Raw genomic sequence first — 21,720 nt, 5'->3', positions numbered from 1 at the left:
TCACATGCCCGGAAAACCCACAGCGTGCGGGCATGTTCCGGCTATAAGGTGCGTTCGTGGACAGTCTGGAAAGCCTCATCATCGCCCGACGGCTACGAGTTCCCGTCGACGCCCCCGTCGACTCCGCGCCGGGCTGGGGCGAGGTGGCCGCCCGCCAGCTCGACGCCGCGCTGCTGAGCGTCGGCTTCACGTGCTCGGCGGCCCTGCTCGAACGCCTGACGCGGCTGCGCGGTGAGAGCGTGGTCGATCTCGGCGTGCGGGTCCTGGCCGCCGTCCGCGGCCTGGTGGGCGACCACGTCCAGCACAACGCCTACTTCATCGACTTCCCCGAGAACGTGCCCGACACCCTGGAGTTCTGGGCCGGCCTGCTACGTGAGACCCTGCTCGACCCGGTCGCCGCCACCCGCCTCCAGCCGCTGACGCTCGACCTGCTGTCCCTGCCGGGCTACGGCCGCTACCGGCACACCTACGCCGACCTGCTGGCCGCGCACGCCGAGCTGATCCCGCTGGCCGCCGACCGCGTAACCGTGCTGGAGCTCGGCGGGAGCCTGGAGGCCGAGGCGCGCGAGCTCTACTTCTCACTGGCGGGCTCCGAGACGCCACTGGCCGCCGAGGACCTGGCGGCCCTGCGGTCCCTGGCGTCGTTCTGCGCCGATCAACCGGAGCGCGTCCCCGTGCGCGAGAACCGCGCCGTCGTCAACGAGATACGGCTGGCCGCCGGCCGACCACTGCTCGTCGACACGGTGACGGATGTGCTCCGGCTCGCCTGCGGCTGCTCCGGCGGCGACGTCACGCTGGCCACCCCCACCAGGTTCCGCCCGTTGCGCCGCGCCGAGCGCCGCGCCCTGCTGCAGGCCCTGGACACCGTCGCCACTCCGGCCAAGCTCGGCGACGTGCCGCGCCACCGGGAGCAGTGGAAGCGGCTCGGCGAGCGGCTGCATCCCCACGAGTACCCGCAGTTCCCGCGTGCCGCCCGCGTCTTCGAGGTGGCCAGGGGCGCGCGCGGGACCGCCGGCTTCGACAGCCGCGTCGAGGCCGCCCTGTCAGCGGGCCGTACCGCTGAGGCCGTCGAGCTGCTGGGGAACGCGCCCGGCGCGCTGCTACGCCGCCTGGACCACCTGCTGCGGACCGGCCTGTCCGCGCCGGCCGTGCTGGACGCCGCGGAGAAAGCCGTGGCGGGCGCCTCCGGCCGCGTCCTGCTGTCTCTGCGCGAACACCTGCACAACCGGCTCGCCCCCGCCGCCGGCCGCGTCTTCACCAACCGGTACGGCAGGGCATGGGCGGCGCCCGACTCCCGCCCGCCGCTTGAGGAGAAGGTCCTGCGGCGGGCGGTGGCCATCCTGGACGAGGAGATCATCCGCCGCCTGCCCGACACCGGCGAGCTGATCGTCGATCCCGACGTGCTCGACGTCGCCCTGCCGCTGTCGGGCAAGGCCGTCTCCCCCGGGCTCGGCATGCTGCCCCGCGGCTCGCTCTCGGCGGTCGACGGCGAGTCGCTCAGGTTCTTCGTCCACTGGCGCCAGGCCGAGCGGCGCACCGACTACGACCTGTCGGCGCTCATGCTCGACGCCTCCTACGACAATCCGACGCACATCGCGTGGACGAACTACGCCAACGGCTCCGCCGCATACTCCGGCGACCTCACCGAGGCGCCGGCGCCCCATGGCGCGTCGGAGTTCATCGACATCCGTCTCGCCGACGCGGCCCAGCCGATCATCATTCCCCAGGTCAACATCTACGCCGGGGAGCGGTTCGACGAGGCCGCCGAGGCATTCTTCGGCTACATGACCAGAGAGGCCGGGCAGGGAGGCCGGCCGTTCGAGCCACGCACCGTACGGATGAAGTCCGACCTGCGCGGCTCCGGCCGGATCGCCCTTCCCCTGGTCTTCCTGCGCGGCGACGACGGCGCCTGGCGGGTGAAATGGCTGCATCTCTACTTGAAGGGGCATCCCGGTTTCAACCGGGTGGAGGGCAACCGGGTCACCACCTCCCTGCTGGTGCGCTCGATCGTGGAACGCGACTACCTGCGCGTGCGCCATCTGGCCGACCTGCTGCGCATGAAGGGTTCTTCGGCTGAGCACACCACTTACATCGGACTGGAGGCTCCGGCCGATCTCCCGCCGGGATCGCGGGTGTATACGCCTGGAACGCTGCACGAGCTGATCCCTGCCTGATACGGTTGGGACCGCGAGGCCATGGGAGGGCTTCCTTCTCAAACTCCTCATTTGAATCTAGTCTTCCCGCTCTCCTCGCGTTCCGGTCGTGAGGCCATTCGAGGGCTTCCTTCTTACCTGGTTCGATTCCAGGTGGGCCCCATGGGCCCACTGGCATATCTAGCCCCCGAGCCTCCCTCACGACCGGTCGGCTGCCGCAACGCCGCGGCCGCCAGGGACGCGACTGCGGCGGTGCCGACGGTCCTGCCGATCTCACCGCCGGTGCCGGTGATGATCAGCACGTACATGAAGGAGTCGCTCCGGGGGTGTCAGCCGGCCGCGGCCGCCGCGACGATCGCGGTGGTGATGCGGCCGAGGTCGGCGTCGTCGACGACGTAGGGCGGCATGGTGTAGACGAGATCCCTGAAGGGGCGTATCCACACGCCGTGCTGTACGGCGGCGCGGGTGGCGGCGACCTTGTCGACCTCGTGGTCGAGCTGGACGACGCCGATGGCGCCGAGCACGCGGACATCGCGCACCCCGTCCAGCCCGCGCGCGCGGGCCAGCCCGGACCGCAATCCCGTCTCGATGCGTTTGACCTGCTCCTCCCACGCCCCGTCCGCCAGGAGGTCGAGCGAGGCGACCGCCACGGCGGCGGCGAGCGGGTTTCCCATGAAAGTGGGGCCGTGGGCGAGCACAGGGAAGTCGCCGCGGCCGATGCCGTGCGCCACCCGGGGCGTGCACAGGGTGGCCGCCATGCTGAGATAGCCGCCGGTGAGCGCCTTGCCCACGCACATCACGTCCGGTGTGACACCCGCGTGGTCCGCGGCGAACAGCGCGCCGGTCCTGCCGAAGCCGGTGGCGATCTCGTCGAACACGAGCAGGACCCCGTGCGCGTCGCACAGCTCGCGCAGCACCCGCAGGTAACCGGGGGACAGGAAGCGCATGCCGCCCGCGTTCTGTACCACCGGCTCGACGATGACGGCCGCCACCTCGTGCGCGTGCCGTTCGATCAGCCCGGCCAGGTGCGCGGTGTAGGCGGGATCCGGTCCGGCGTCGAAGCCTGCGGGCGGGGCGTCGGCGAAGACCTGCCGCGGCAGCACACCGGTCCACAAGGAGTGCATGCCCCCCTCGGGGTCACACACGGACATCGGCTGGAAGGTGTCGCCGTGATAGCCGCCACGCCAGGTCAGCAGGCGCTGTTTGCCCGGGTGGCCGAGCGACCGCCAGTACTGCAGGCACATCTTGACCGCGACCTCGACCGCGACCGATCCCGAGTCGACGAGGAAGACGTGCTCCAGCGGCTCCGGAGTGATCTCGGCGAGGCGGGTGGCGAGGCGGATCGCGGGCTCGTGGGTGAGCCCGCCGAACATCACGTGGCTCATCCGGCTCAGCTGGTCGCTCACCGCGGCGTCCAGTACGGGGTGCCCGTACCCGTGGATGGCGGCCCACCAGGAGGACATCGCGTCCACCAGCTCCACCTGGCCCTCGACCGGTTCTGCCAGGCGCAACCGTACTCCGGAGGCCGATTCCACCAGCAGCGGGACTTCGCGGCCCGGCATCGGCGCGTACGGATGCCACACGTGGGCCCGGTCCAGCTCCAGGGACCGCCGCGGGTCAGGCATTGGGCGCAAGGTCGGTACCGGCGCCGCGGCGGCGCAGCGCCACCAGGTCGGTACGTGCGGGCCCGGCGGCCGGCGCGTCTTTGTGCTTCTCGGGCTGGGCGGGCCCGGCGGCCGGCGCGTCTCCGCGCCGCTCGGGCTGGGCGGACGAGGCTGCGCCGCGGTGCTCGGGCAGCGTAGCGGATCCGGGCTCCTCCACCACGAAGCCCGCGTCCTTGATCATCTCCAGGTCGGCACTGCCCGGCTGCCCCTCGCTGGTCAGGTAGTCGCCGAGGAAGATCGAGTTGACGATGTGCAGGGCCAGGGGCTGCAGGCCGCGCAGGTGGATCTCCCTGCCCCCGGCGAGGCGGACCTCCACGTCCGGGCAGACGAATCGCACCATCGCCAGGATCCGCAGGCACCGCTGCGGGGTGAGCTCCCAGGTCTGCGACAGCGGGGTCCCCTGGAAGGGGATCAGGAAGTTCACCGGCACCGAGTCCACATCGAGCTCCCGCAGCGTGAGGACCACGTCCACCAGGTCGGCGTCGCTCTCCCCCATCCCGGCGATCAGGCCGGAGCAGGCCGACATGCCCGCCCCACGTGAACGCAGGACCGTGTCCACCCGGTCGGCGAATCCGTGTGTGGTGCAGATTTTTCCGTACTCGCCCTCGGAGGTGTTGAGGTTGTGGTTGTAGGCGTGGACGCCGGCCTCGCGCAGCCGCGCGGCCTGCCGTTCCGACAGCAGGCCCAGGCAGGCGCAGATCTCCACGTCGGGACTGCGTTCCTTGATCGCCTCGATGGTGCTGACGACCCGCTCGACGTCCCGGTCGGTGGGGCCGCGTCCGCTGGCCACCAGGCACACACGCTTGGCGCCGCCCTCCGTCCCCGCCTCGGCCGCGGCGGCGGCCTCGTGTGGTTTGAGCCAGCTGTAGGCGAGGATCTCGGCTTTCGACCCCAGCCGCTGCGAGCAGTACGAGCAGTCCTCAGGGCACAGGCCCGACTTCAGGTTGACGAGGTAGTTGAGCTTGACCCGGCGGCCGAACCACTTCTGCCGCACCTTCCCGGCCGCGGCCACCACGTCGAGCAGTTCGTCGTCGGAGGTCGCCAGTACGGCCAGTGCCTCCTGTCGCGTCGGTGACTGCCCGCGCAGTCCCTTGTCCACCAGCGTGGTCAACAGTTCCATGCCTCGATCCTCCGTCAAGGCCGCGGCGGTACCGAATCACCGATCCGGACAAGATCATTCAGTGAAAGTTGTAGAACGGCCTGCAGCGGCCCGGACCGAGCCACGCGGGGACGGGCCGCCCACGGGCGCCCGCGCCTGCGCCCGGGTGGCCCCGGTGGTCCGGGGTGCCGCCTGCGGCGCGGGCATGCATCGGTCCGATTCCGGTCATGGCCGATGTCCGAAACCGTCCGGCCGCCGACCCCCGACGGCTCCGGCTCCCGTCCACCCCTTTTCGCGGAGATCGGCTGGTCAGAGCCATCGCCGTCCCTCGAATATGCGAACCGGGATGAAGGACGCCCTCCGTTGTCTATGATGATCGCGATTTGTCGATATGTCATAACATGTCACTACTGGAGGACGCCATGCGATCCCGCTTAGGTGCGATGGCGCTGTTGATAGCGACTCTGACCACCGCCACCAATCTGGCGGCGGTGACCGCACCCGCCGCGGCGGCCCCCACCGGCCAGACGGTGACCGTCGAGGCGGTCGAAGACACCTACGTCAGCCAGGCCGGCCCCACGAAACCGCATGGCAGCCATACCTGGCTCTCGGCCAACGCGGCCACGTCCGACGGCGCGACCGACACCGAGCGCCGCTCCTACGTCCGTTTCACCCTCAAGGACCTGCCGGAGGACGCCTCCGACGTCAAGCTGACGCTGGAGCTGCAGTCGGTCAGGACGACCGACACCGTCCTGGAGGTGCGTCCGGTCACCGGAGCATGGTCTGAGTCCACCCTGAACTGGAACAACCAGCCGGCCGCCGGCGCGGTGCTGGCCACCGCCAAGGGCCTGACCGCCGGGCAGACGGTCAAGCTGGAGGTGTCTTCCGCTTTCACCGGCAACGGCGACTACTCGTTCGCCATCACCTCCCCCTCGAACATCCAGAGCGTGCTGCACTCCTCGCAGGCCACCGGCGGCGAGGGGCCCAAGCTCACGGTGACGTACGGCAAGGCGGCCCCGACGGTCCCGGCCGGTCCGCTGCCGTTCGAGCTGCCGTCGACCTCGACGCTGCGCGCGTCCTCCCACAAGGTGTTCGCGCACTACTTCACGCCGTACCCGATCTCGCTGAACAACAAGGCCGGGGCCGACGACTACTACACCAAGAACTACCTGAACCCCGCCGGCGAGAGTGGCAAGCACGCGGCGTACGGCGGGCTGCTGCGTGACCGGCCCTTCCCCCGGGAGGTGCTGTCCGGCGACTGGCAGCTGGCCGACATGAAGAAGGAGGTGCAGATCGCGGCCAAGGCCGGGCTGGACGGCTTCACCGTGGACGTGCTCTCCCTCACCAGCGCCCACTGGGACCGGCTCAAGACCCTGATCAAGGCCGCGGAGGCGGTCGACCCCGGCTTCAAGATCGTGCTGATGCCGGACATGACGTCGTTGAAGACCGACGCCGGCACGCTCGCCTCGGCCATGGCCGGCCTGGCCGCGTCCAAGTCGGTCCACCGCCTGGGCGACAACCGCCTGGTGATCTCGCCGTTCAAGGCCGAGCAGCAGAGCGCCGCCTGGTGGAAGGACTTCATGAACATCATGAAGAGCTCCCACGGCATCAACGTCGCGCTGGTCCCGGTCTTCCTGAACTTCTCCTCCAACGCCTCGGCCTTCGCGCCGATCAGCTACGGCTTCTCCAACTGGGGCAACCGCAGCCCGGCCCAGCAGGGCGGCATCGAGTCCAACATCTCCAAGGCGCACAGCCTGAACAAGATCTGGATGCAGCCGGTCTCGGTCCAGGACGAGCGGCCCAACCAGGGCATCTACGACGAGGCCAACAACACCGAGAACCTGCGTACGACGTGGGAGAGGTCCATCTCGGGCGACGCCGACTGGATCCAGCTCACCACGTGGAACGACTTCTCCGAGGGCACCCAGTTCGTCCCCTCCGTGCACAACGGCTCGGCCTATCTGGACATCTCGTCCTACTACCTGACCTGGCTGAAGACCGGCAAGGCCCCGGCGATCGTGCGTGACACGCTCTATCTGACGCACCGCTCGCAGTACGTCGCGGCCAGGCCGACGTCGGGTTCGCAGACCAAGTTCATGAACCCGCGCGGTGGCACGTCCACGCCGCGCGACAAGGTGGAGGTGCTGTCGTTCCTCACCAAGGCGGCCACGGTGAAGGCGTCCGTGGGCGGCAAGGAGCAGAGCTACGCCGCCAAGGCCGGGGTCCAGGCACAGCTCTTCCCCCTGGCCTACGGACTGAACAAGGCGTCCGTGGGCGCGGTGACGGTCGCGTCGCCGTGGGAGGTCAAGAGCAGCTTCTCCGTGCAGGACCTGCAGTACAACGCGGTCAGCAGCGGCCGTAAGTGAGCCCTTCGCGCCCGCCCGGACCGGGCGGGCGCGATGTCCGACGCCCGGCGGGCGGCGGCCCTGGGCGATGCCGCCGGGCCCGCTTGGGGAGGAGGTGCCGAGCCGCGTCCTCCGACGGCACCCGCGATGAATGTTTCACCGGAAGCCGCTGCAGGGCTTCCGACGGACGGACCCCGCCACCTCATCGAGGAGCATGCGAAACGCACCTCCCGGAGGGGCCCAGTACCCCGCTCCGGACGCCCCGTGGGCACGCTCCCATATCCTAGGAGAGCGCTTTTCCCTATCCTTGCCCAATGGAACTAGCGGAGATCCGCACCTACCCCATCAAGTCCATCAGCGGCATCCCCCGCCCATCCGCCCAGATCCTCCCCTGGGGTCTGGAAGGCGACCGCCGCTGGGCCGTGGTGGACCCGCTGGGAGAAGTGATCTGGGTAGGCGAACACCCCCGGTTCCTCTCGGTTTCGGCCGCGGAAACCCCCGAAGGCGGCCTCCGCCTGTCGGCGAAGGGCATGGGCGAACTCAAGGTCCCCCCGGCCACAGGCGACACGACCCCGGTAGGTCTCTCCAACCTCGACCGAGCCGTGCTCGCCCACGCCGACGCCCATGAATGGTTCACCCGCCTGCTCGGCAGGCCCGCCCGCCTCGTCTGGCTGGACGACACCGGACGCCGGACCGTCACCGAGGAACACGGCGGCCTCCCCGGAGAGATCGTCAGCTTCATCTGGGAGGCACCCCTCCTGCTCGTCTCCAGGAGTTCGCTCCAGCGCCTGGACGACTGGATCGCCGAAGGCGCCATGGAACGTCAGGAGCATCCCCCGGACCCCCTCGACGTCGCCCGCTTCCGGCCCAACGCCATCATCGACGGCGCGGAACCCTTCGCGGAGGACGCCTGGACGTCGGTCCGCATCGGCGAGATCGACTTCCGCGTCTCGGAGTTGTGCGACCGCTGCGCCGCCACCCTCTGGGACCCGGCCACTCAGGAGCGCGGCAAGGAACCCCTGAGAACCCTGGCCAGACACCGCCGCTGGGACGGAAAGACCTGGTTCGGCATCCGCCTGGTGCCCAGGAACCTCGGCGAGCTGAGAGTCGGCGACGGAGTCCGGCCAGGCTAGCCGGTCAGGCGCTTCAGGGCCGCGGGCGCCGCACGCGGACACCAACGTCATGTGGCGGACTATCGTCACACCGCCTGCCAGGCGGTCTCACCGGGCCCGGTCCCGGCTCCGAATCGAGACGATCAGTGACGGGCCGTCGCGATGAGGCGTCGCAGTGCGGCGTGGGCGGGTGGGCCCCACGTGGCCTTGCCGCCTGGCCGGCCGTGGACACCGGCGTCGCCGACGTGGAGGCCGACGAGGGCGCGGATCACGGCCCATCCACGGGCGCGGCGAAGGGTCGCGGCGTCCGGGGCCGGCCGGTAGGCGGCATGGAAGCGGTCGGCGGTGTCGTCCGGCAGCAGAGTCCACGCGGCGGCGAGGTCGACGGCCGGATCGCCGGCGAACAGGTCGCCGAAGTCGATCACGCCGCAGATGGTGCCGTCCGCGGTGAGGACGTTGGCCGGATGCAGGTCGCCGTGGAGCCAGAGCGCCGGGCCTGCCCAGCCGGGCGCGGCGGCGGCGTCGTCCCAGACCGCGCGGACGGCGTCCGGGTCGGGGATCAGTCCCAGCTCGGTGGCCGAGGCGAGCTGTTGGGCGACCCACTCGGAGGAGCCGGCCAGCGGCCCTCCGCGGCCCCGGCCGTCGGTGCCCACCTCTTCGGGGGCGGGTCGGTGAAGAGCGGTCAGGAAGGCGGCCAGGGCGGTGGCCGCCTCCGCGCCGCGCGTGACGGGGGCGCGGTCGGCGGGCTCGCCCGGCACCCAGGTGGTGACGGTCCAGGGGCGCGGGAACAGCGCGGAGGGCTCGCCGAGGCGCTGCGGGACGGGGATCGGCAGGGGAAGGCGCGGGGCGAGGACGGGCAGCCAGGCGTGCTCCTTGCGCAACAGCTCGTCCGCGTCCTGCGTCGCCCAGGGCAACCGGACGGCGAGGTCGTCGCCGAGCCGCCAGAGCTGGTTGTCCCAGCCCCGCGCGCCGAGCCGCACCGGGCGATCGGCCAGGTCGGGGTGCTGGTCGCGGAGCAGATCCCGCACCAGCTCCGCGCTGATCTCGATCTCGGTGTGCGTCATGCGGAGCAACAGTAGCCGGATGGCGGCCGACCCGCTCCACCTGCTGGAGGGCACCGGGTCGTGAAGGCGCAGGCGTCCGGGCCTCGCTCAGACGGTGTCCCCGAACGCCCATGCCCTCAGACCAGGAGATCCAGGGGTTCGGGCCTTTCCCAGGCTGTCAGCCGCCGCTCGGGGTCGGTCTCCTCCTGCGCGCACGGGTTGATCAGCTCGGCGAGGACTCGCCGGCGGGTCCGTGGCGGGGCGCCGGAATCGGCCTGCCCGCTGCTGGCTATCCTGTGGCACGTCGAGCCAGGCACGGCTCCCCACCACGAGCCCACCGGAAGGCGACGACCGTGACAGCCTCCCAGCGCCGGAGCACATGGCCGGTGACGACGGTGGTGGCGCACGTGGTCCTGGCTCTCCTGACGGTGATCATCCTGGCGGGCGTCTGGCACCTCGGCGCGGACCTGTGGCAGATCTTCGCCGCGGCGGGTGCCGCCGTCCTGCTCCATGTGGGAGCGGTGGTGGCCCGTCGACGGCCGTGGGTGGGGTACGCGATCGGTGCGCTGGCGATGCTCGTCCTGGTGACGATGCCCTTCCTGGGTTGGTCACCGAACATGCTGCCCTCGGCCGTGTGCTTCCCCCTCACGTTGTGGCGGCTGACCAGCCTGGTCTCGGTCAGGTCCTCGGTGGTCGCGTTGGCCGTCGCCGCGCTCGGGATCGTCCTCACCGAGCTGGTGGAGTGGGCCCGGCTGCCCCCTGACACCCCTGGGTGGACCCGCCTGGTCGAGGGCGGACTGCTGATGCTCGTGGTCGGCGGTGTGTGGCTCGCTGCCCTGCTGGTACGTCGCAGGCACGAGGCCGGCCGACGGGCCGAGAGCGGACGACTGGCCGCGGCGGTCGCGGACGAACGGGCCAGCATCCGCCGCGACCTGCACGACGTGATCGCCCACACGGTCACCGTCATGGTCGCGCGGATCGAGGCCGCGGCGGTGACGACGGCGGATCCGGCGACCCGCCGCGAACTCGGCGACATCGCCGAGGCCGGCCGGGACGCCCACCAAGGCCTGCGAGCGATGCTGGCCACCTTGGGCCCGGCCACCGTGGCGCCGCGCGCCGGTTCCCGGCCCGGAAAGGTCCCGATCTCGCTCGATGCCCTCCCTGACCTCGTGGCCTCGGCGGCGAGCCCGCTCCATGCGGTGACGTTCGCGGAGGTGGGCGAGCGACGGCCGCTGAGCCTGAGTGCCGAGGTCGCGGCGGTCCGGACCGTGCAGGAGGGCATCACCAACGCGCTGCGCCACCTCGAACCACCGGTCGAGGTGACCGTCCGCCTGCGCTGGTCCCCGGCCGAGGTGGTGGTGGAGGTGCGCGACGACGGCGGCAAGGCGCTTCGCGACGTCGGCAGTCAGGGGACCGGCTTGATAGGGATCGAGGAACGTGTGCGTACCGCAGGTGGCACCCTGTCGATCGACGACGGGGACGACGGGTGGGTGCTGCGGGCGCGGCTCCCCACGAAGGAGGGGGCGTGACCGGGATCCGTGTCATGCTCGTCGACGATCAGGAGTTGCTGCGGGCCTCGCTCCGTACGGTGCTGTCGGCCGACGAACGCATCGAGGTCACCCACGACGTCGCGAACGGCGGCGACGCGATCGAGGTCGTCCGGCGGCACCGCCTCGACGTGGTGCTGATGGACATCCGCATGCCGCGCATGGACGGGGTCGCCGCCACAGCGGAGATCGTCAGGATCGCACCGGCGACCCGGGTGCTCATGCTGACGACGTTCGATGATGACGAACTGGTCGTGGCCGCCATCCGGGCCGGCGCGAGCGGCTACCTGACCAAGGACGTCCGGCCCGCCGCCCTGGCCCAGGCCGTGTGTGACGTCGCCTCCGGGACGGCGGCGCTGGCCCCGGGGGTGGCCGCGACGATCCTCGATCTCGTACGGCAGGTGCCGATGCGGAGGGCGGCGGCCCTGGACGGCCTCACCCCACGCGAGGTCGAGATCTTCGGCCTGCTCGCCCGCGGCAGGTCCAACAGCGAGATCTGCGCGGAACTGGTGCTGAGCGAGAACACGGTGAAGTCGCACGTCCGGGCCATCCTGCAGAAACTGGACCTGCGCGACCGCGTGCACGCGGTGATCCACGCGTACGAGAACGGGCTTGTGGGGCGCAACGATCTGCCTGACTGAGATTCCATCCTGCCGGGTGGTGCCGTCTCACCCCTTGGGGTGATGTCGGCCGGTGACGCCCGGCCTAGGTTCGACGTCGTGCATCTCCCACCTCTGCGCTTTCCTCGTGTGACCTCCCTCCTCGTCCTCGGCGGTGTGCTCGTCGCCGTGCTGCTCGGCTGGACGGCACCGGCCCATGCCACCGGCGAACGGCTGGTCGACGACTACCGCTCCGTCTACGGTGCGCCGGGTGTCGCGGCGGCCGTGATCGACGGGTCGTCGGTCGAGACGATCGTCCGCGGCCGGGACGGGGACGGCAACGCGGTGACGGCGCGGACCCGGTTCCGGATCGCGTCGATGAGCAAGTCGATGACGGCTGCGGCGATCATGCTGCTGGTCGACCGTGACCGAGTCTCCCTGGACGACCCGGTCATCAAGGTCCTGCCCGACTTCAGGATGGCCGATCCGCGCTTCACCGGGATCACCGTGCGCCAGCTCCTCAGCCACACCTCGGGGCTGTCGAACAGCACGAACAACGAGTACGTGTTCCCGCCTCCGCGCAGCGCGCGGGAGATCGTGGCCAAACTGGCCGACAAGACCCTGGCCGCCGATCCGGGCACCCGCCCGGAGTACCACAACACCAACTACTCGATCGCGGCGCGGATCGTCGAAGTGGTGTCGGGGAAGTCCTTCGACGACTTTCTCCACACCGAGCTGTTCACGCCGCTGGGCATGGCCGGCACCGGCTCGACGCTGGGGTGTTCCGACCGCGCCGAGGGCCTGCCGTCCGGGTACGAGGTCGTACTCGGGGTCGCCGTCGCGGTGCCGGAGATGCCGGGGATGTGCGTCGGCAACGGCGGGGTGATCTCGACCCTGGACGACATGGTGCGGTGGCTGCGGTTCAACCAGGGAACGCTCGGGGCGGACCTGCTGAGTGCCGGCTCCCTGGCCGAGTTGCACACCGTCCAGCCGAAGGCCGGTAACTACGCCCTCGGCTGGCAGTCCCGTCCCGTCACGGCAGGCGCGCCGCCGTCGCTGATCGGCCACGGCGGGACACTGGCGACGTGGACCGGGGACATGGTCTTCTCGCCCAGGACCGGTGTGGCCGCCCTCGTCCTCACCAACAGCGTCGGCGACCCCAGCCTGCTCTCGACCAACCTGCTCGCCGAACGGATCGGGGCGCCGGCGACGCCGATGAGCAACCCGCTCACCGTCGTGAACGCGGTCCTGCTCGTGCTCACGGTGGGGACGGCCGCCCTGCTGGTCACCGCGGCCGTCCGGGCGCGCCGCTGGGCCACGCGCCGCCGCGCGGCGCGCCGGCCGAGGCTGGTCCTGCGGCTCGTGCCCCTCGCCCTGGTGACGGTGCTGGGCGTGGTGCTGCCGACGCCGGTCTGGGGGGCGTTCAACGTCCAGTACTGGATCGTCACCGTCTGGCTGCTGCCGCTGCTGGCGCTCTTCTGCCTCACCTGCTGCGTGCTCGGGGCGGTCGCGCTCGGCCGTCGCATCTGGTGCTACCGCCGCGCCGGTCAGGCGACCTCCGCACCGGTACGGCCGGCCACGGCGGACAGCTGACCTGGGCGGGAACGACTCCGCCACCCGCCACGGCACCATCCTGATCGACATGGCCCCCCGTGGGCCACAACACCGTGAGCAGTCCGGGAGGCCGTCCCGGTCACGGCGTGGCGGCCGCGCGGTACCAGTCGAGGGTGGCGGCGATGGCGTCGGGGTGCGACGTGGTGCCGGACGGGCCGAAGGTGTTCACGAACTTCGAGGCGTCGGTCACGAAGGGGCGGTCGCGCTGGTACCAGGTCTCACCGAGGGCGCGGACGGTGGGATTCACCAGTCCGATGGCGCGCTGCATGAGGCGCCCGACGGACGCGGACCTGCCGGGGCGGCCGAGTTCCGCGAACACCAGGTCGAGGAACTGCTCGCCCGTCAGGGGTTCTGCCGCCGGAAGGTGCCAGGCCTGGCCGTCCGCCCGCGCGTCGCCGCCGAGCGTCACGAGTCCTCTGGCGATGTCGGGCAGGTAGCTGAACGAGTGGGGCTGGTCGAGCGGCCCGACCCAGCGGGCGACCTTCCCGCGGAGCGCGGCACCGAACACCGCCGCGCCGACGATGGTGTTGACACCGCCGGGACCGTAGTAGTCGGACGCCCTGCCGATGGCGACGCGCAGTTCGCCGGAGCGGTGTGCCGCCAGGAGTGCCTCGGCCATCTCCGCCCGGACGCGGCCCTTGGGATTGCGGGCGGCGTACGGCATGTCCTCGGTCATGGGCATGCCGACGGGGCCGTACATGTACAGGTTGTCGGCGAAGACCAGTTTGGCGCCCGAGGCGGCCGCACCCTTGCGCACCGCGTCGGTCATGCGGGGGAACTCCTGCGTCCACCGGTCGTAGGCGGGGGTGGCGCAGTGGTAGACGACGTCGGCGCCCTCGCACGCGGTCTTGGCGCCGACGGTCGAGGTGATGTCCCCCTGATGGACCTCGACACCGCGCAGCGCCGGGACCCGGCCGCTACGGTTGACCGCGCGGACGCGGAGCCCGCGGGAGACCAGCTCGCGCACCACGGAGCCACCGATGGCGCCTCCGCCACCGAGGACGACGTGCAGTTCGGACGCAGCGGGCACGGGGGCCTCCAATGTGGTTCCCTCTACGGCGCATCGGCGTCCATGAAGAGGAGTTATTTCGTAACGTCGTTATAAAACAGCGTTACGGTAAGCTTGTCAAATGGGACGCCCCCGCACACGTGACTACGAAGAGCTGCGCCGAGACCTGCTGGACGCCGCTGGACGGCTGCTCGCCGAGGAAGGCCCGCAGGCGCTGAGCACCAGGCGGGTGGCCCAGGAGGTGGGGAGTTCGACGACCGCCGTGTACAGCCTCTTCGGCGACAAGGCCGGCCTGCTGCAGGCGATGTTCCTGGAGGGGTTCGCCCGGCTCGCCCGGGAGTTCGCCACGGTGCCTCACGACGGCGATCCGGAGGCCGATCTGATGGCACTCGGACACGCCTATCGGGCCTCCGCCCTGGCCAACCCCCATCTGTACGAGTTGATGTTCGGACGCCCCATCGCGGACTTCCGGCCCGACGACGCGGCCTTGGCGCAGATCCAGGGGACGTTCGACACCCTGGTCCACGCCGTCGCGCGGTGCATCGACACGGGCCGGTTCGTCCCGTCCGACCCCTGCGATGTCGCGGTCCACTTCAACGCCCTGGTGCACGGGCTGGCGAGCCTGGAGCTGCGGGGCGCCCTGGCCGACGGCGATCAGGCCGACCGCCACTGGCGTATCGCCCTGGAGGCCGCCTTCCGCGGCCACCGCACCACGCCACCGTGACCTCGGGATCCGCACCGGCGCCGGACGGCAGGAGCCCCGGTGCGCCCCACCCCGCATGGAGGCGAGCTCGGACTCCCCTCCCCTCCCCTACGCCCGGAGCGCGGAACGTCTCCCACGTCCGGAGCGCGGAACGCCTACCAGGACGGCGCCTGTTCGCCCCGGTGAAGGGCCACGGCACCGTCTGCGACAGCGGCTGGACGACGAGTCGAACGCGGCGGTGCGTGCGCCGGACCCGTGGACGCCGAGCCCGCGAGCGGCGGGGGTCACCGGGTCCGGGAGCCCGGCACGACCAGTCCTGTCTCGTAGGCGGTGACGACCGCCTGCGTCCTGTCGCGCAGCCCGAGCTTGCTCAGCACGCGGCTCACATGCGTCTTCACCGTCTCCTCCGTGACCGTCAACCGGCCCGCTATCTCCGGATTGGACAGGCCCTCGGCGATGAGCCGCAGGACCTGCGTTTCGCGAGGGGTGAGGGCGGTGAGCGCGGCGGCGGAGGAGGTGTCGGGTCTCCGGGACAGTTGGGCGAACTCGCTGATGAGGCGGCGGGTGACCGCCGGGGCCAGTAGCGCTTCGCCGGCGGCGATGACGCGGACCGCGTCGAAGAGCCGTTCGGCGGTGACGTCCTTGAGCAGGAATCCGCTGGCCCCGGCGCGGAGCGCGTCGTAGACGTATTCGTCCAGGTCGAAGGTCGTCAGGATGAGGATGCGCGGACCGGCGGCCGCGGAGCCGGCGAGCCGCCTGGTGGCCTCGATGCCGTCCATGCCCGGCATGCGGACGTCCATGAGGACGACGTCGGGGGACAGCTCGTGGCAGATCCGCACCGCCTCGGCCCCGTCGGAGGCGGTGCCGACGACGGTGAAGTCCGGCTGGGTGCCGAGCAGTTCGGCGAATCCGGTGCGGACCACCGGATGGTCGTCGGTGACGACGATCCGGACCATCGGGGACCGAGCGCTCATCCGGCCGCCTCGGCCCTTCCCCGCAGGCGGGCCTCGACGAGGAAGCCGCCGCCGGCGGCGGGGCCGGTGCGCAGCTCGCCGCCGACGGCCACGGCGCGCTCTCGCATGCCGGACAGGCCGTGACCGCCGACGGGCGCCGGCGTGGACGGGCCGGGTCCGTTGTCGCGGACGGACAGCCGCAGGGCGTCGTCGGTGTAGTGCAGCTCCACGTCGACGGCGGCGCCCGGCGCGTGCCGCCGGGCGTTGGTGAGAGCTTCCTGGACGATGCGGTAAGCGGCGAGCTCGACGCCGGGGTCGAGCACGACCGGCGCGCCGTGGAGGATGAGGCGGATGCCCGTCCCCGACGCGTCCCGTGACTCGTCGAGCAGCTCGTTGAGCTCCCCCAGGCGCAGGCCCGGCTGGGGCTGCCGGTCGGCCGCGTCCGCCGCCGCGTCCTCGCGCAGCACGCCGAGCAGCCGCCGCATCTCGGTCAGCGCCGCCCGGGCGGTGTCGCCTATGGCGGACAGCCGGTCCGCGCCGGCGGCCGGCATCCCGGGCACGGCCAGCCGGGCCGTCTCCGCCTGCACCGCGACCATGGAGATGTGGTGGGCGACGACGTCGTGCAGTTCGCGGGCGATGCGGGCGCGCTCGCCGCGCGCGGTGTGCTCCAGCAGGGTGTCGGCGATGACCTGCCGGGCGGCTGTGTTCTCCAGGGCCTCGCCGTGCGCGCGCCGGGCGATCCCGGCCAGGGCCGCCGCCGGCGCCAGAGAGGCCAGCAGCAGGGTGAGGACCCCCACCTCGCCGCCTGCCGGGCCGGCCAGTGCCAGCAGCGGGAACGGCGCGGCGAGAAGTACGGCCGGCAGCCACGGTCCGCCGCGGCCGATCCGGTACCCGGCGATCAGCTGTGCCCCCAGGCCCGCCACGGTCAGCGTCTGGAAGGCCGTGAGCGACAGCACGACCGACGCCGAGACGGCCACGGCGGCCGCGGCCGGCTGCCCCCACAGCAGCGCGATCGGCAGCGTGGTGGCCAGGCCGAGCAGGCCGAACACCACGAGATACAGCGCGGTGCCGGTGTCACCGGCCGGAGGCGTGCTCCCGAGGTGCACGATCGTCTCGCTCACCGGTCGGCTCACGGCGTGTCCGAACGGATGCGCCGCCGGTGTGCCCCGGGCGTGCGCGATCGACTCGGCCAGCGCGAGCAGCGCCGGCAGCACGCCGGCCACGACGGGCGCGTGCGGAGCCGCGGCGATCCGCCGCCATCCGGTGGCCCATCCGCCGAGCCGGTCGTCCGCTGAGTTCACAGAGGCCATTGTCCCGGCTGTCCGGCGTTCCGGCATCCCTCACGTGAGGGACGGGACCTCCCCCACGCCAGCGACGGCGAAGATGGCTCGATGGCGGGACGACCGCGCCCTCGCCCGCTGCCTAATCTGCCTGGCATGCAAGCAACCATCGAAGTCGCCGGGCTGCGCAAGCGCTTCGGCCAGACCACGGCCCTGGACGGGATGTCCTTCACCGTGACGCCGGGGCAGGTCACCGGCTTCGTCGGCCCCAACGGCGCGGGAAAGTCCACCACCATGCGGGTGATCCTGGGCCTGGACGCGGCCGACGAGGGCAGCGCGCTGGTCGGCGGCCTGCCGTACCGGAGCCTGCGCCGGCCGCTGCGCCATGTCGGGGCGCTGCTGGACGCCGCCGCGCTGCAGCCGAGCCGTACCGCCCGCAACCACCTGCTGTGGCTGGCCCACTCCCAGGGCCTGGGCGCGAAGCGGGTCGACGAGGTGATCGAGCGGGTCGGCCTGGGTCCGGTGGCCCGGCGCAGGGCGGGCGGCTACTCCCTGGGCATGCGGCAGCGGCTCGGGATCGCCGCGGCACTGCTCGGCGACCCGCCGGTGCTCATGCTCGACGAGCCGACCAACGGCCTGGACCCCGAGGGCATCGTGTGGATGCGCGGTCTCCTGCGGTCGTTGGCCGCCGAGGGTCGCGCCGTCCTGGTCTCCAGCCACCTGATGAGCGAACTGCAGGACACCGCCGGTCATCTCGTGGTGGTGGGGCGGGGACGGGTCGTCGCGGACACGGGCGTGGCCGAGCTGATCGCGACCGCGTCCCGCGGCCGGGTCACGCTGCGGACCTCGGCGCGGTCGGAGGCGATGGCGGTGCTGGCACGCGCCGGCGCCACCGTGGCCGTCAACGGCCGGGACGCGCTCACCGTCTCCGGGCTGGCGGCCGAGCGCATCGTGGCGCTGCTCGGCCAGAACGCGGTGCCGTTCTCCGAGGTGGCGGCCCATCGCGCGACGCTGGAGGAGGCCTACATGGAGCTGACCCGGGACGCGGTGGAGTTCCGCGCCGCCGCGGAGCAGGAGACGGCACGATGACCGCCGGCACCACCACCCCCTACCGCTCGGACCTGCGGGCCGGGCGCGACGGCATGGCGCAGCTGGTGCGCGCGGAGTGGACCAAGTTCCGGACGGTCCGCGGCTGGGTGCTCGGCATGGTGGCCGCGGCGCTGGTCACCGTGCTGCTCGGACTGCTCACCGCCTCGGGCAGCCACACGTCCTGCAGCAAGGGTCCGGTCGAGGTCGCCTGCCCCACTCCCCCGCTGGGACCGGACGGCCAGGCGGTGAGCGACAAGTTCTACTTCGTGCACCGGCAGTTGGAGGGGGACGGCGGCATCACCGTCCGCGTGACCTCCATGACCGGCCAGATCCGGCTGGCCGACCTCACGCCGGGGGTCAGGAGAGTCGTCCCCGGGGTCGTGCCGTGGGCGAAGGCCGGGGTCATCATCAAGGAGAGCACCCGGCAGGGCTCCCCGTACGCGGCGGTGATGGTCACCGGCGAGCACGGGGTGCGGATGCAGCACAACTACGTCCACGACACGGCGGGACGCCCGGGCGGCGTCTCGGCGCGGTCCCCGCGCTGGCTGCGGCTGATCCGCTCCGGTGACACGTTCACCGGCTACGAATCGGCCGACGGCAGGCGGTGGACCAGGGTCGGCACGGTCCGCCTGGCCGGTCTGCCCTCCACGGTGCGCATCGGGCTGTTCACCGCCTCCCCCGGGGACCTGACGGTGACCCAGGGCGACTTCGGCGGGACCATCGCGGCAGCGCGCTTCGCCGAGGCCACCGCCGTCTTCGACCAGGTCGGCCTGGAGGGCCGGACATCCGGCGGCGCGTGGAGCCGCGACGACATCGGAGTCACCACCGAGCTCGACGGATCGTCCCACCATCCGGGCGGGTCCGAGCAGTCCGGCGGCAGGTTCACCGTGACCGGGGTCGGCGACATAGGGCCGGACGAGGAGGGCCGGAGCATCGAGAACACCCTCTCCGGCGCGCTGGCCGGGCTGATCGTCGTGATCGTCGTGGCGGTGCTGTTCATCACCGCCGAGTACCGGCGGGGCCTGATCCGCACCACCCTGCTCGCCGGCCCCCGGCGTGGCCGGACGCTGGCGGCCAAGGCCGTCGTGGTCGCCGCGGTGACGTTCGTCGCCGGGCTGGCCGCCGCCGCGGCGTCGGTCGCGATCGGCACACGGATCCTGCGCGCCAACGGCAACTACGTCCTTCCGGTGAGCGCGCTCACCGAGGTGCGCGTGGTGGCCGGTTTCGCGGCGCTGCTCGCCGTCGCCGCCGTCCTCGCCCTCGCCCTCGGCGCCCTGTTCCGGCGCAGCGCCCCGGCGGTCACCGCCGCCATCGCGATGATCGTGCTGCCCCACATCCTCGCGACCGCCTCCGTGCTGCCCGCGGGCGTGGCGCAGTGGCTGCTGCGGCTCACCCCGGCCGCCGGGTTCGCGATCCAGCAGAGCATTCCCGAGTACTCGCACGTGCTCGGCAACTACGTGCCGCAGGCCGGCTACTACCCGCTGGCGCCGTGGGCCGGTCTCGCCGTGCTCTGCGGCTACGCCGCGCTCGCCCTCGGCCTGGCTATCTTCCGGTTCCGCCGGAGGGACGCATGAGACAACAACTACACGCGGAGTGGACGAAACTACGCACCGTGCCGGGCACCGGCCGGCTGCTGCTCGCCCTCATCGCGCTGACCACGGCGGCAAGCGCGGCGGCGGCGGCCACCGTGTCCTGCCCGCCGGCGGGATGCGGCTACGACGTCCCCAAGCTGAGCCTCATCGGGGTCCAGCTGGGCCAGGCGGCCGTCGCCGTCCTGGCCGTGCTGGCGGTCAGCGGCGAGTACGGCACCGGCATGATCCGCACCACCCTGGCGGCGATGCCGCGCCGGACCACCGTCCTGGCCGCCAAGGCGGCCGTCCTCACCGGCCTGACGACGGCCGCGGGGACCGTCGCCGTGCTCGGGTCCGTGCTGGCCGGCCGGCTCATCCTGCCCGGCAACGGCTTCACCGCCGCGCACGGCCAGCCGCCGCTGTCCCTGGCCGACGGGCCGACGCTCCGCGCGGCCGCCGGTTCGGTGCTCTACCTCGCGCTGATCGCTCTGTTCAGCCTCGGCGTCGCCACCGTCGTGCGGGACTCGGCAACGGCCATCGGGACCGTGTTCGGCCTGCTCTACGTCCTCTCGGTGCTCCCCTTCGTGATCGACGACCCGGACTGGCAGCTGCTCCTGTGGCGGATCTCGCCGATGAACGCGGGACTCGCCATCCAGGCGACCACCGGTCTGTCCGATCTGCCCCTCAGCCCGTGGGCGGGCCTCGGCGTGCTCGCCGCCTGGACCGCCGCGGCGCTGCTGGGCGGCGGGGTGCTGCTACGGCTGCGCGACGCGTGAGCGGCGCCTCCCCGGCGGCGCCCCGGCCGATCCGGCCGGGGCGCCGTGGAGCGCGAGGGCGTCGGCGCGGCGTCGAAGTCGGAGGTGATCGCCCCTTCCTCGGCAAGATCGAAACATGTATGTTTGTCCGGTCATCGAAAGAAAGTTTCACCAATGGAGGAACATTGGGTAAGAAGCTTCAGATGCTGGCACTACCGATCGCGGCCGTCACGCTGGCCACCCTGGCAAGCGTTCCCGCCCAGGCGGCCGATGGCTACAACAGATGCCCTGACGACCACTACTGCCTGTTCTCCGGCCTCGACGGCACGGGCGACATGATCGGGATCCAGAGCGATACGCCGGATCTCGCCGCACTCAACATGGCCGGCCGGGCCAAGTCGGACTGGAACCGCACAGATTCCTACATTCACCTTTACTCCGAAGCCGACTACGGCGGCTGCTCGGCCCTGACCACCCCCGGCGGGAAGGGCAATTTCTTCACCACCTACCGCGACTTCTTCAATTCCGTCCGGATCGGCGGCCCGAACGGCCCGTCCTGCTACACCTTCTCGGGTTCGCGGGCCGACTCGCACGGCTGACGGAGACCCGCCGGCCGGGCCGGCCCCAGATTCTCAGACGGCGAACAGGAGGGCGGCACTGATGAGCACGACCACGGCGGTGGCGAAATGGATGCCGAAGGCGACCGCCTTGGTGCCGCCGTGGCGCAGGACGATGACGGTGTCGCCGAGCGGGACGAGGGCCACGACCAGCATGTACCAGGCCTCGGCGTGGGCGCCCACGAAGGCGAGCAGGGCGAGGCCGAGGACGCCGTAGCTGGAGTCGCGCAGGCCCTTGATGGTCAGATAGGCGGCGTCCCCGTCCTTCTTGGCGGGGACGCCGTAGCCGGCGGCCGCGGCCCGGGGCACCAGGAAGAACCGGACGCCGATGAAGATGATGAAGAGGTTGAGCAGGACGGCCAGTCCGTAGGCGATGGCGGTGAGCATGATCTTCTCTCTGTGTTAGCAGCGCTAGAATCGAGAGCGAAACTAACATAGCTTCGACAGAAGCGCTAGCGCCGCTAGCGTCAGAGTCGTGTCGATCCAGACGCGCCGGGAGCGCGCAGAGCGGGAGCGGTTGACCGTCACGGCCGCGCGGGAGCCGGCCGACTCGGAGGGCTGGGACGC

At 71.7% G+C, this 21,720-nt stretch carries 18 protein-coding genes; 11 read left to right on the top strand and 7 right to left on the bottom strand.

Features of this window, described 5'->3' with window-relative positions; translation table 11 throughout:
• Nucleotides 1-56: 56 nt before the first annotated feature.
• Complete coding sequence (locus ACWDS7_RS03380) at nt 57-2,174, top strand: hypothetical protein (RefSeq protein ID WP_451927920.1); 2,118 nt, start codon at nt 57-59, stop codon at nt 2,172-2,174.
• A 308-nt stretch (nt 2,175-2,482) separates the two neighbouring features.
• On the opposite strand, the gene ACWDS7_RS03375 is transcribed toward ACWDS7_RS03380, so the two are convergent.
• Both ACWDS7_RS03375 and bioB read right to left on the bottom strand, forming a co-directional pair.
• Complete coding sequence (locus ACWDS7_RS03375; protein ID WP_451927919.1) at nt 2,483-3,778, bottom strand: adenosylmethionine--8-amino-7-oxononanoate transaminase; 1,296 nt, start codon at nt 3,776-3,778, stop codon at nt 2,483-2,485.
• Nucleotides 3,771-4,937 (bottom strand): biotin synthase BioB, encoded by a 1,167-nt coding sequence (gene bioB / locus ACWDS7_RS03370; protein ID WP_451927918.1) that lies wholly within the window; start codon nt 4,935-4,937, stop codon nt 3,771-3,773. Before bioB ends, ACWDS7_RS03375 begins: the two co-directional genes overlap by 8 nt.
• 401 nt (nt 4,938-5,338) lie before the next feature.
• On the opposite strand from bioB, the gene ACWDS7_RS03365 reads away from it, so the two are divergent.
• Nucleotides 5,339-7,282, top strand: a complete 1,944-nt coding sequence (locus tag ACWDS7_RS03365) for an endo-1,3-alpha-glucanase family glycosylhydrolase (protein WP_451927917.1) — start codon at nt 5,339-5,341, stop codon at nt 7,280-7,282.
• Between the two features lie 293 nt (nt 7,283-7,575).
• Nucleotides 7,576-8,394 carry an MOSC domain-containing protein gene (locus ACWDS7_RS03360; RefSeq protein ID WP_451927916.1) on the top strand — a complete coding sequence of 273 codons (819 nt, stop codon included), beginning with the start codon at nt 7,576-7,578 and terminating at the stop codon, nt 8,392-8,394.
• A 122-nt stretch (nt 8,395-8,516) separates the two neighbouring features.
• Here ACWDS7_RS03360 and ACWDS7_RS03355 read toward each other — a convergent pair whose 3' ends face one another.
• Nucleotides 8,517-9,437, bottom strand: coding sequence for an aminoglycoside phosphotransferase family protein (locus ACWDS7_RS03355; RefSeq protein WP_451927915.1), 921 nt, complete (start codon nt 9,435-9,437; stop codon nt 8,517-8,519).
• A 332-nt stretch (nt 9,438-9,769) separates the two neighbouring features.
• Between ACWDS7_RS03355 and ACWDS7_RS03350 the strand changes: the two genes are divergently transcribed.
• The 3 genes from ACWDS7_RS03350 to ACWDS7_RS03340 all read left to right on the top strand — a co-directional run bounded on the left by ACWDS7_RS03350 (nt 9,770) and on the right by ACWDS7_RS03340 (nt 13,155).
• Nucleotides 9,770-10,945, top strand: a complete 1,176-nt coding sequence (locus tag ACWDS7_RS03350; protein ID WP_451927914.1) for a histidine kinase — start codon at nt 9,770-9,772, stop codon at nt 10,943-10,945.
• Nucleotides 10,942-11,604 (top strand): response regulator, encoded by a 663-nt coding sequence (locus ACWDS7_RS03345; RefSeq protein WP_451927913.1) that lies wholly within the window; start codon nt 10,942-10,944, stop codon nt 11,602-11,604. The genes ACWDS7_RS03350 and ACWDS7_RS03345 overlap by 4 nt, the downstream gene beginning before the upstream one ends.
• A gap of 78 nt (nt 11,605-11,682) precedes the next feature.
• On the top strand, nt 11,683-13,155 hold the full coding sequence (locus ACWDS7_RS03340; protein WP_451927912.1) for a serine hydrolase domain-containing protein: 1,473 nt from the start codon (nt 11,683-11,685) through the stop codon (nt 13,153-13,155).
• Nucleotides 13,156-13,255: 100 nt separating this feature from the next.
• Here ACWDS7_RS03340 and ACWDS7_RS03335 read toward each other — a convergent pair whose 3' ends face one another.
• Entirely contained in the window at nt 13,256-14,206 is a 951-nt protein-coding gene (locus tag ACWDS7_RS03335) for an NAD-dependent epimerase/dehydratase family protein (RefSeq protein WP_306873731.1), read from the bottom strand.
• A gap of 100 nt (nt 14,207-14,306) precedes the next feature.
• Here ACWDS7_RS03335 and ACWDS7_RS03330 point away from each other — a divergent pair, with 100 nt between their 5' ends.
• Entirely contained in the window at nt 14,307-14,909 is a 603-nt protein-coding gene (locus ACWDS7_RS03330) for a TetR/AcrR family transcriptional regulator (protein WP_451927911.1), read from the top strand.
• A gap of 263 nt (nt 14,910-15,172) precedes the next feature.
• Here the strand turns inward: ACWDS7_RS03330 and ACWDS7_RS03325 are convergent, their stop codons facing one another.
• Together ACWDS7_RS03325 and ACWDS7_RS03320 are read right to left on the bottom strand one after the other, a co-directional pair.
• The gene (locus ACWDS7_RS03325; RefSeq protein ID WP_306873736.1) at nt 15,173-15,862 is read right to left on the bottom strand and encodes a response regulator; all 690 of its coding nucleotides are present in this window, start codon (nt 15,860-15,862) and stop codon (nt 15,173-15,175) included.
• Nucleotides 15,859-17,142: a sensor histidine kinase gene (locus tag ACWDS7_RS03320; RefSeq protein ID WP_451927910.1), complete on the bottom strand. Its 1,284-nt coding sequence runs from the start codon at nt 17,140-17,142 to the stop codon at nt 15,859-15,861. The genes ACWDS7_RS03325 and ACWDS7_RS03320 overlap by 4 nt, the downstream gene beginning before the upstream one ends.
• Before the next feature lie 135 nt (nt 17,143-17,277).
• Here ACWDS7_RS03320 and ACWDS7_RS03315 point away from each other — a divergent pair, with 135 nt between their 5' ends.
• From ACWDS7_RS03315 to ACWDS7_RS03300, 4 genes are all read left to right on the top strand, one after another.
• Nucleotides 17,278-18,210: an ATP-binding cassette domain-containing protein gene (locus tag ACWDS7_RS03315; RefSeq protein WP_451927909.1), complete on the top strand. Its 933-nt coding sequence runs from the start codon at nt 17,278-17,280 to the stop codon at nt 18,208-18,210.
• Entirely contained in the window at nt 18,207-19,784 is a 1,578-nt protein-coding gene (locus ACWDS7_RS03310; RefSeq protein WP_451927908.1) for an ABC transporter permease subunit, read from the top strand. Before ACWDS7_RS03315 ends, ACWDS7_RS03310 begins: the two co-directional genes overlap by 4 nt.
• Nucleotides 19,781-20,557, top strand: coding sequence for an ABC transporter permease (locus tag ACWDS7_RS03305; RefSeq protein WP_451927907.1), 777 nt, complete (start codon nt 19,781-19,783; stop codon nt 20,555-20,557). Before ACWDS7_RS03310 ends, ACWDS7_RS03305 begins: the two co-directional genes overlap by 4 nt.
• Before the next feature lie 164 nt (nt 20,558-20,721).
• Complete coding sequence (locus ACWDS7_RS03300) at nt 20,722-21,135, top strand: peptidase inhibitor family I36 protein (protein WP_306873748.1); 414 nt, start codon at nt 20,722-20,724, stop codon at nt 21,133-21,135.
• Between the two features lie 33 nt (nt 21,136-21,168).
• Here the strand turns inward: ACWDS7_RS03300 and ACWDS7_RS03295 are convergent, their stop codons facing one another.
• A complete protein-coding gene (locus ACWDS7_RS03295; protein ID WP_306873751.1) occupies nt 21,169-21,540 on the bottom strand; it encodes a DUF4267 domain-containing protein in 372 nt (123 codons plus the stop codon).
• Nucleotides 21,541-21,720: the final 180 nt, after the last annotated feature.

It is taken from the genome of Streptosporangium sp. NPDC003464, assembly GCF_053588315.1.
The sequence above is the reverse complement of the archived record's forward strand: the minus strand, read 5'-3'. Positions and strand labels throughout refer to the sequence as shown.

Coding starts and splice junctions, on each gene's coding strand:
- ACWDS7_RS03375 (WP_451927919.1), bottom strand. CDS start 3,778: ATGCCTGACCCGCGGCGGTCCCTGGAGCTGGACCGGGCCCACGTGTGG.
- bioB (WP_451927918.1), bottom strand. CDS start 4,937: ATGGAACTGTTGACCACGCTGGTGGACAAGGGACTGCGCGGGCAGTCA.
- ACWDS7_RS03365 (WP_451927917.1), top strand. CDS start 5,339: ATGCGATCCCGCTTAGGTGCGATGGCGCTGTTGATAGCGACTCTGACC.
- ACWDS7_RS03360 (WP_451927916.1), top strand. CDS start 7,576: ATGGAACTAGCGGAGATCCGCACCTACCCCATCAAGTCCATCAGCGGC.
- ACWDS7_RS03355 (WP_451927915.1), bottom strand. CDS start 9,437: ATGACGCACACCGAGATCGAGATCAGCGCGGAGCTGGTGCGGGATCTG.
- ACWDS7_RS03330 (WP_451927911.1), top strand. CDS start 14,307: ATGGGACGCCCCCGCACACGTGACTACGAAGAGCTGCGCCGAGACCTG.
- ACWDS7_RS03325 (WP_306873736.1), bottom strand. CDS start 15,862: ATGAGCGCTCGGTCCCCGATGGTCCGGATCGTCGTCACCGACGACCAT.
- ACWDS7_RS03315 (WP_451927909.1), top strand. CDS start 17,278: ATGCAAGCAACCATCGAAGTCGCCGGGCTGCGCAAGCGCTTCGGCCAG.
- ACWDS7_RS03310 (WP_451927908.1), top strand. CDS start 18,207: ATGACCGCCGGCACCACCACCCCCTACCGCTCGGACCTGCGGGCCGGG.
- ACWDS7_RS03305 (WP_451927907.1), top strand. CDS start 19,781: ATGAGACAACAACTACACGCGGAGTGGACGAAACTACGCACCGTGCCG.
- ACWDS7_RS03295 (WP_306873751.1), bottom strand. CDS start 21,540: ATGCTCACCGCCATCGCCTACGGACTGGCCGTCCTGCTCAACCTCTTC.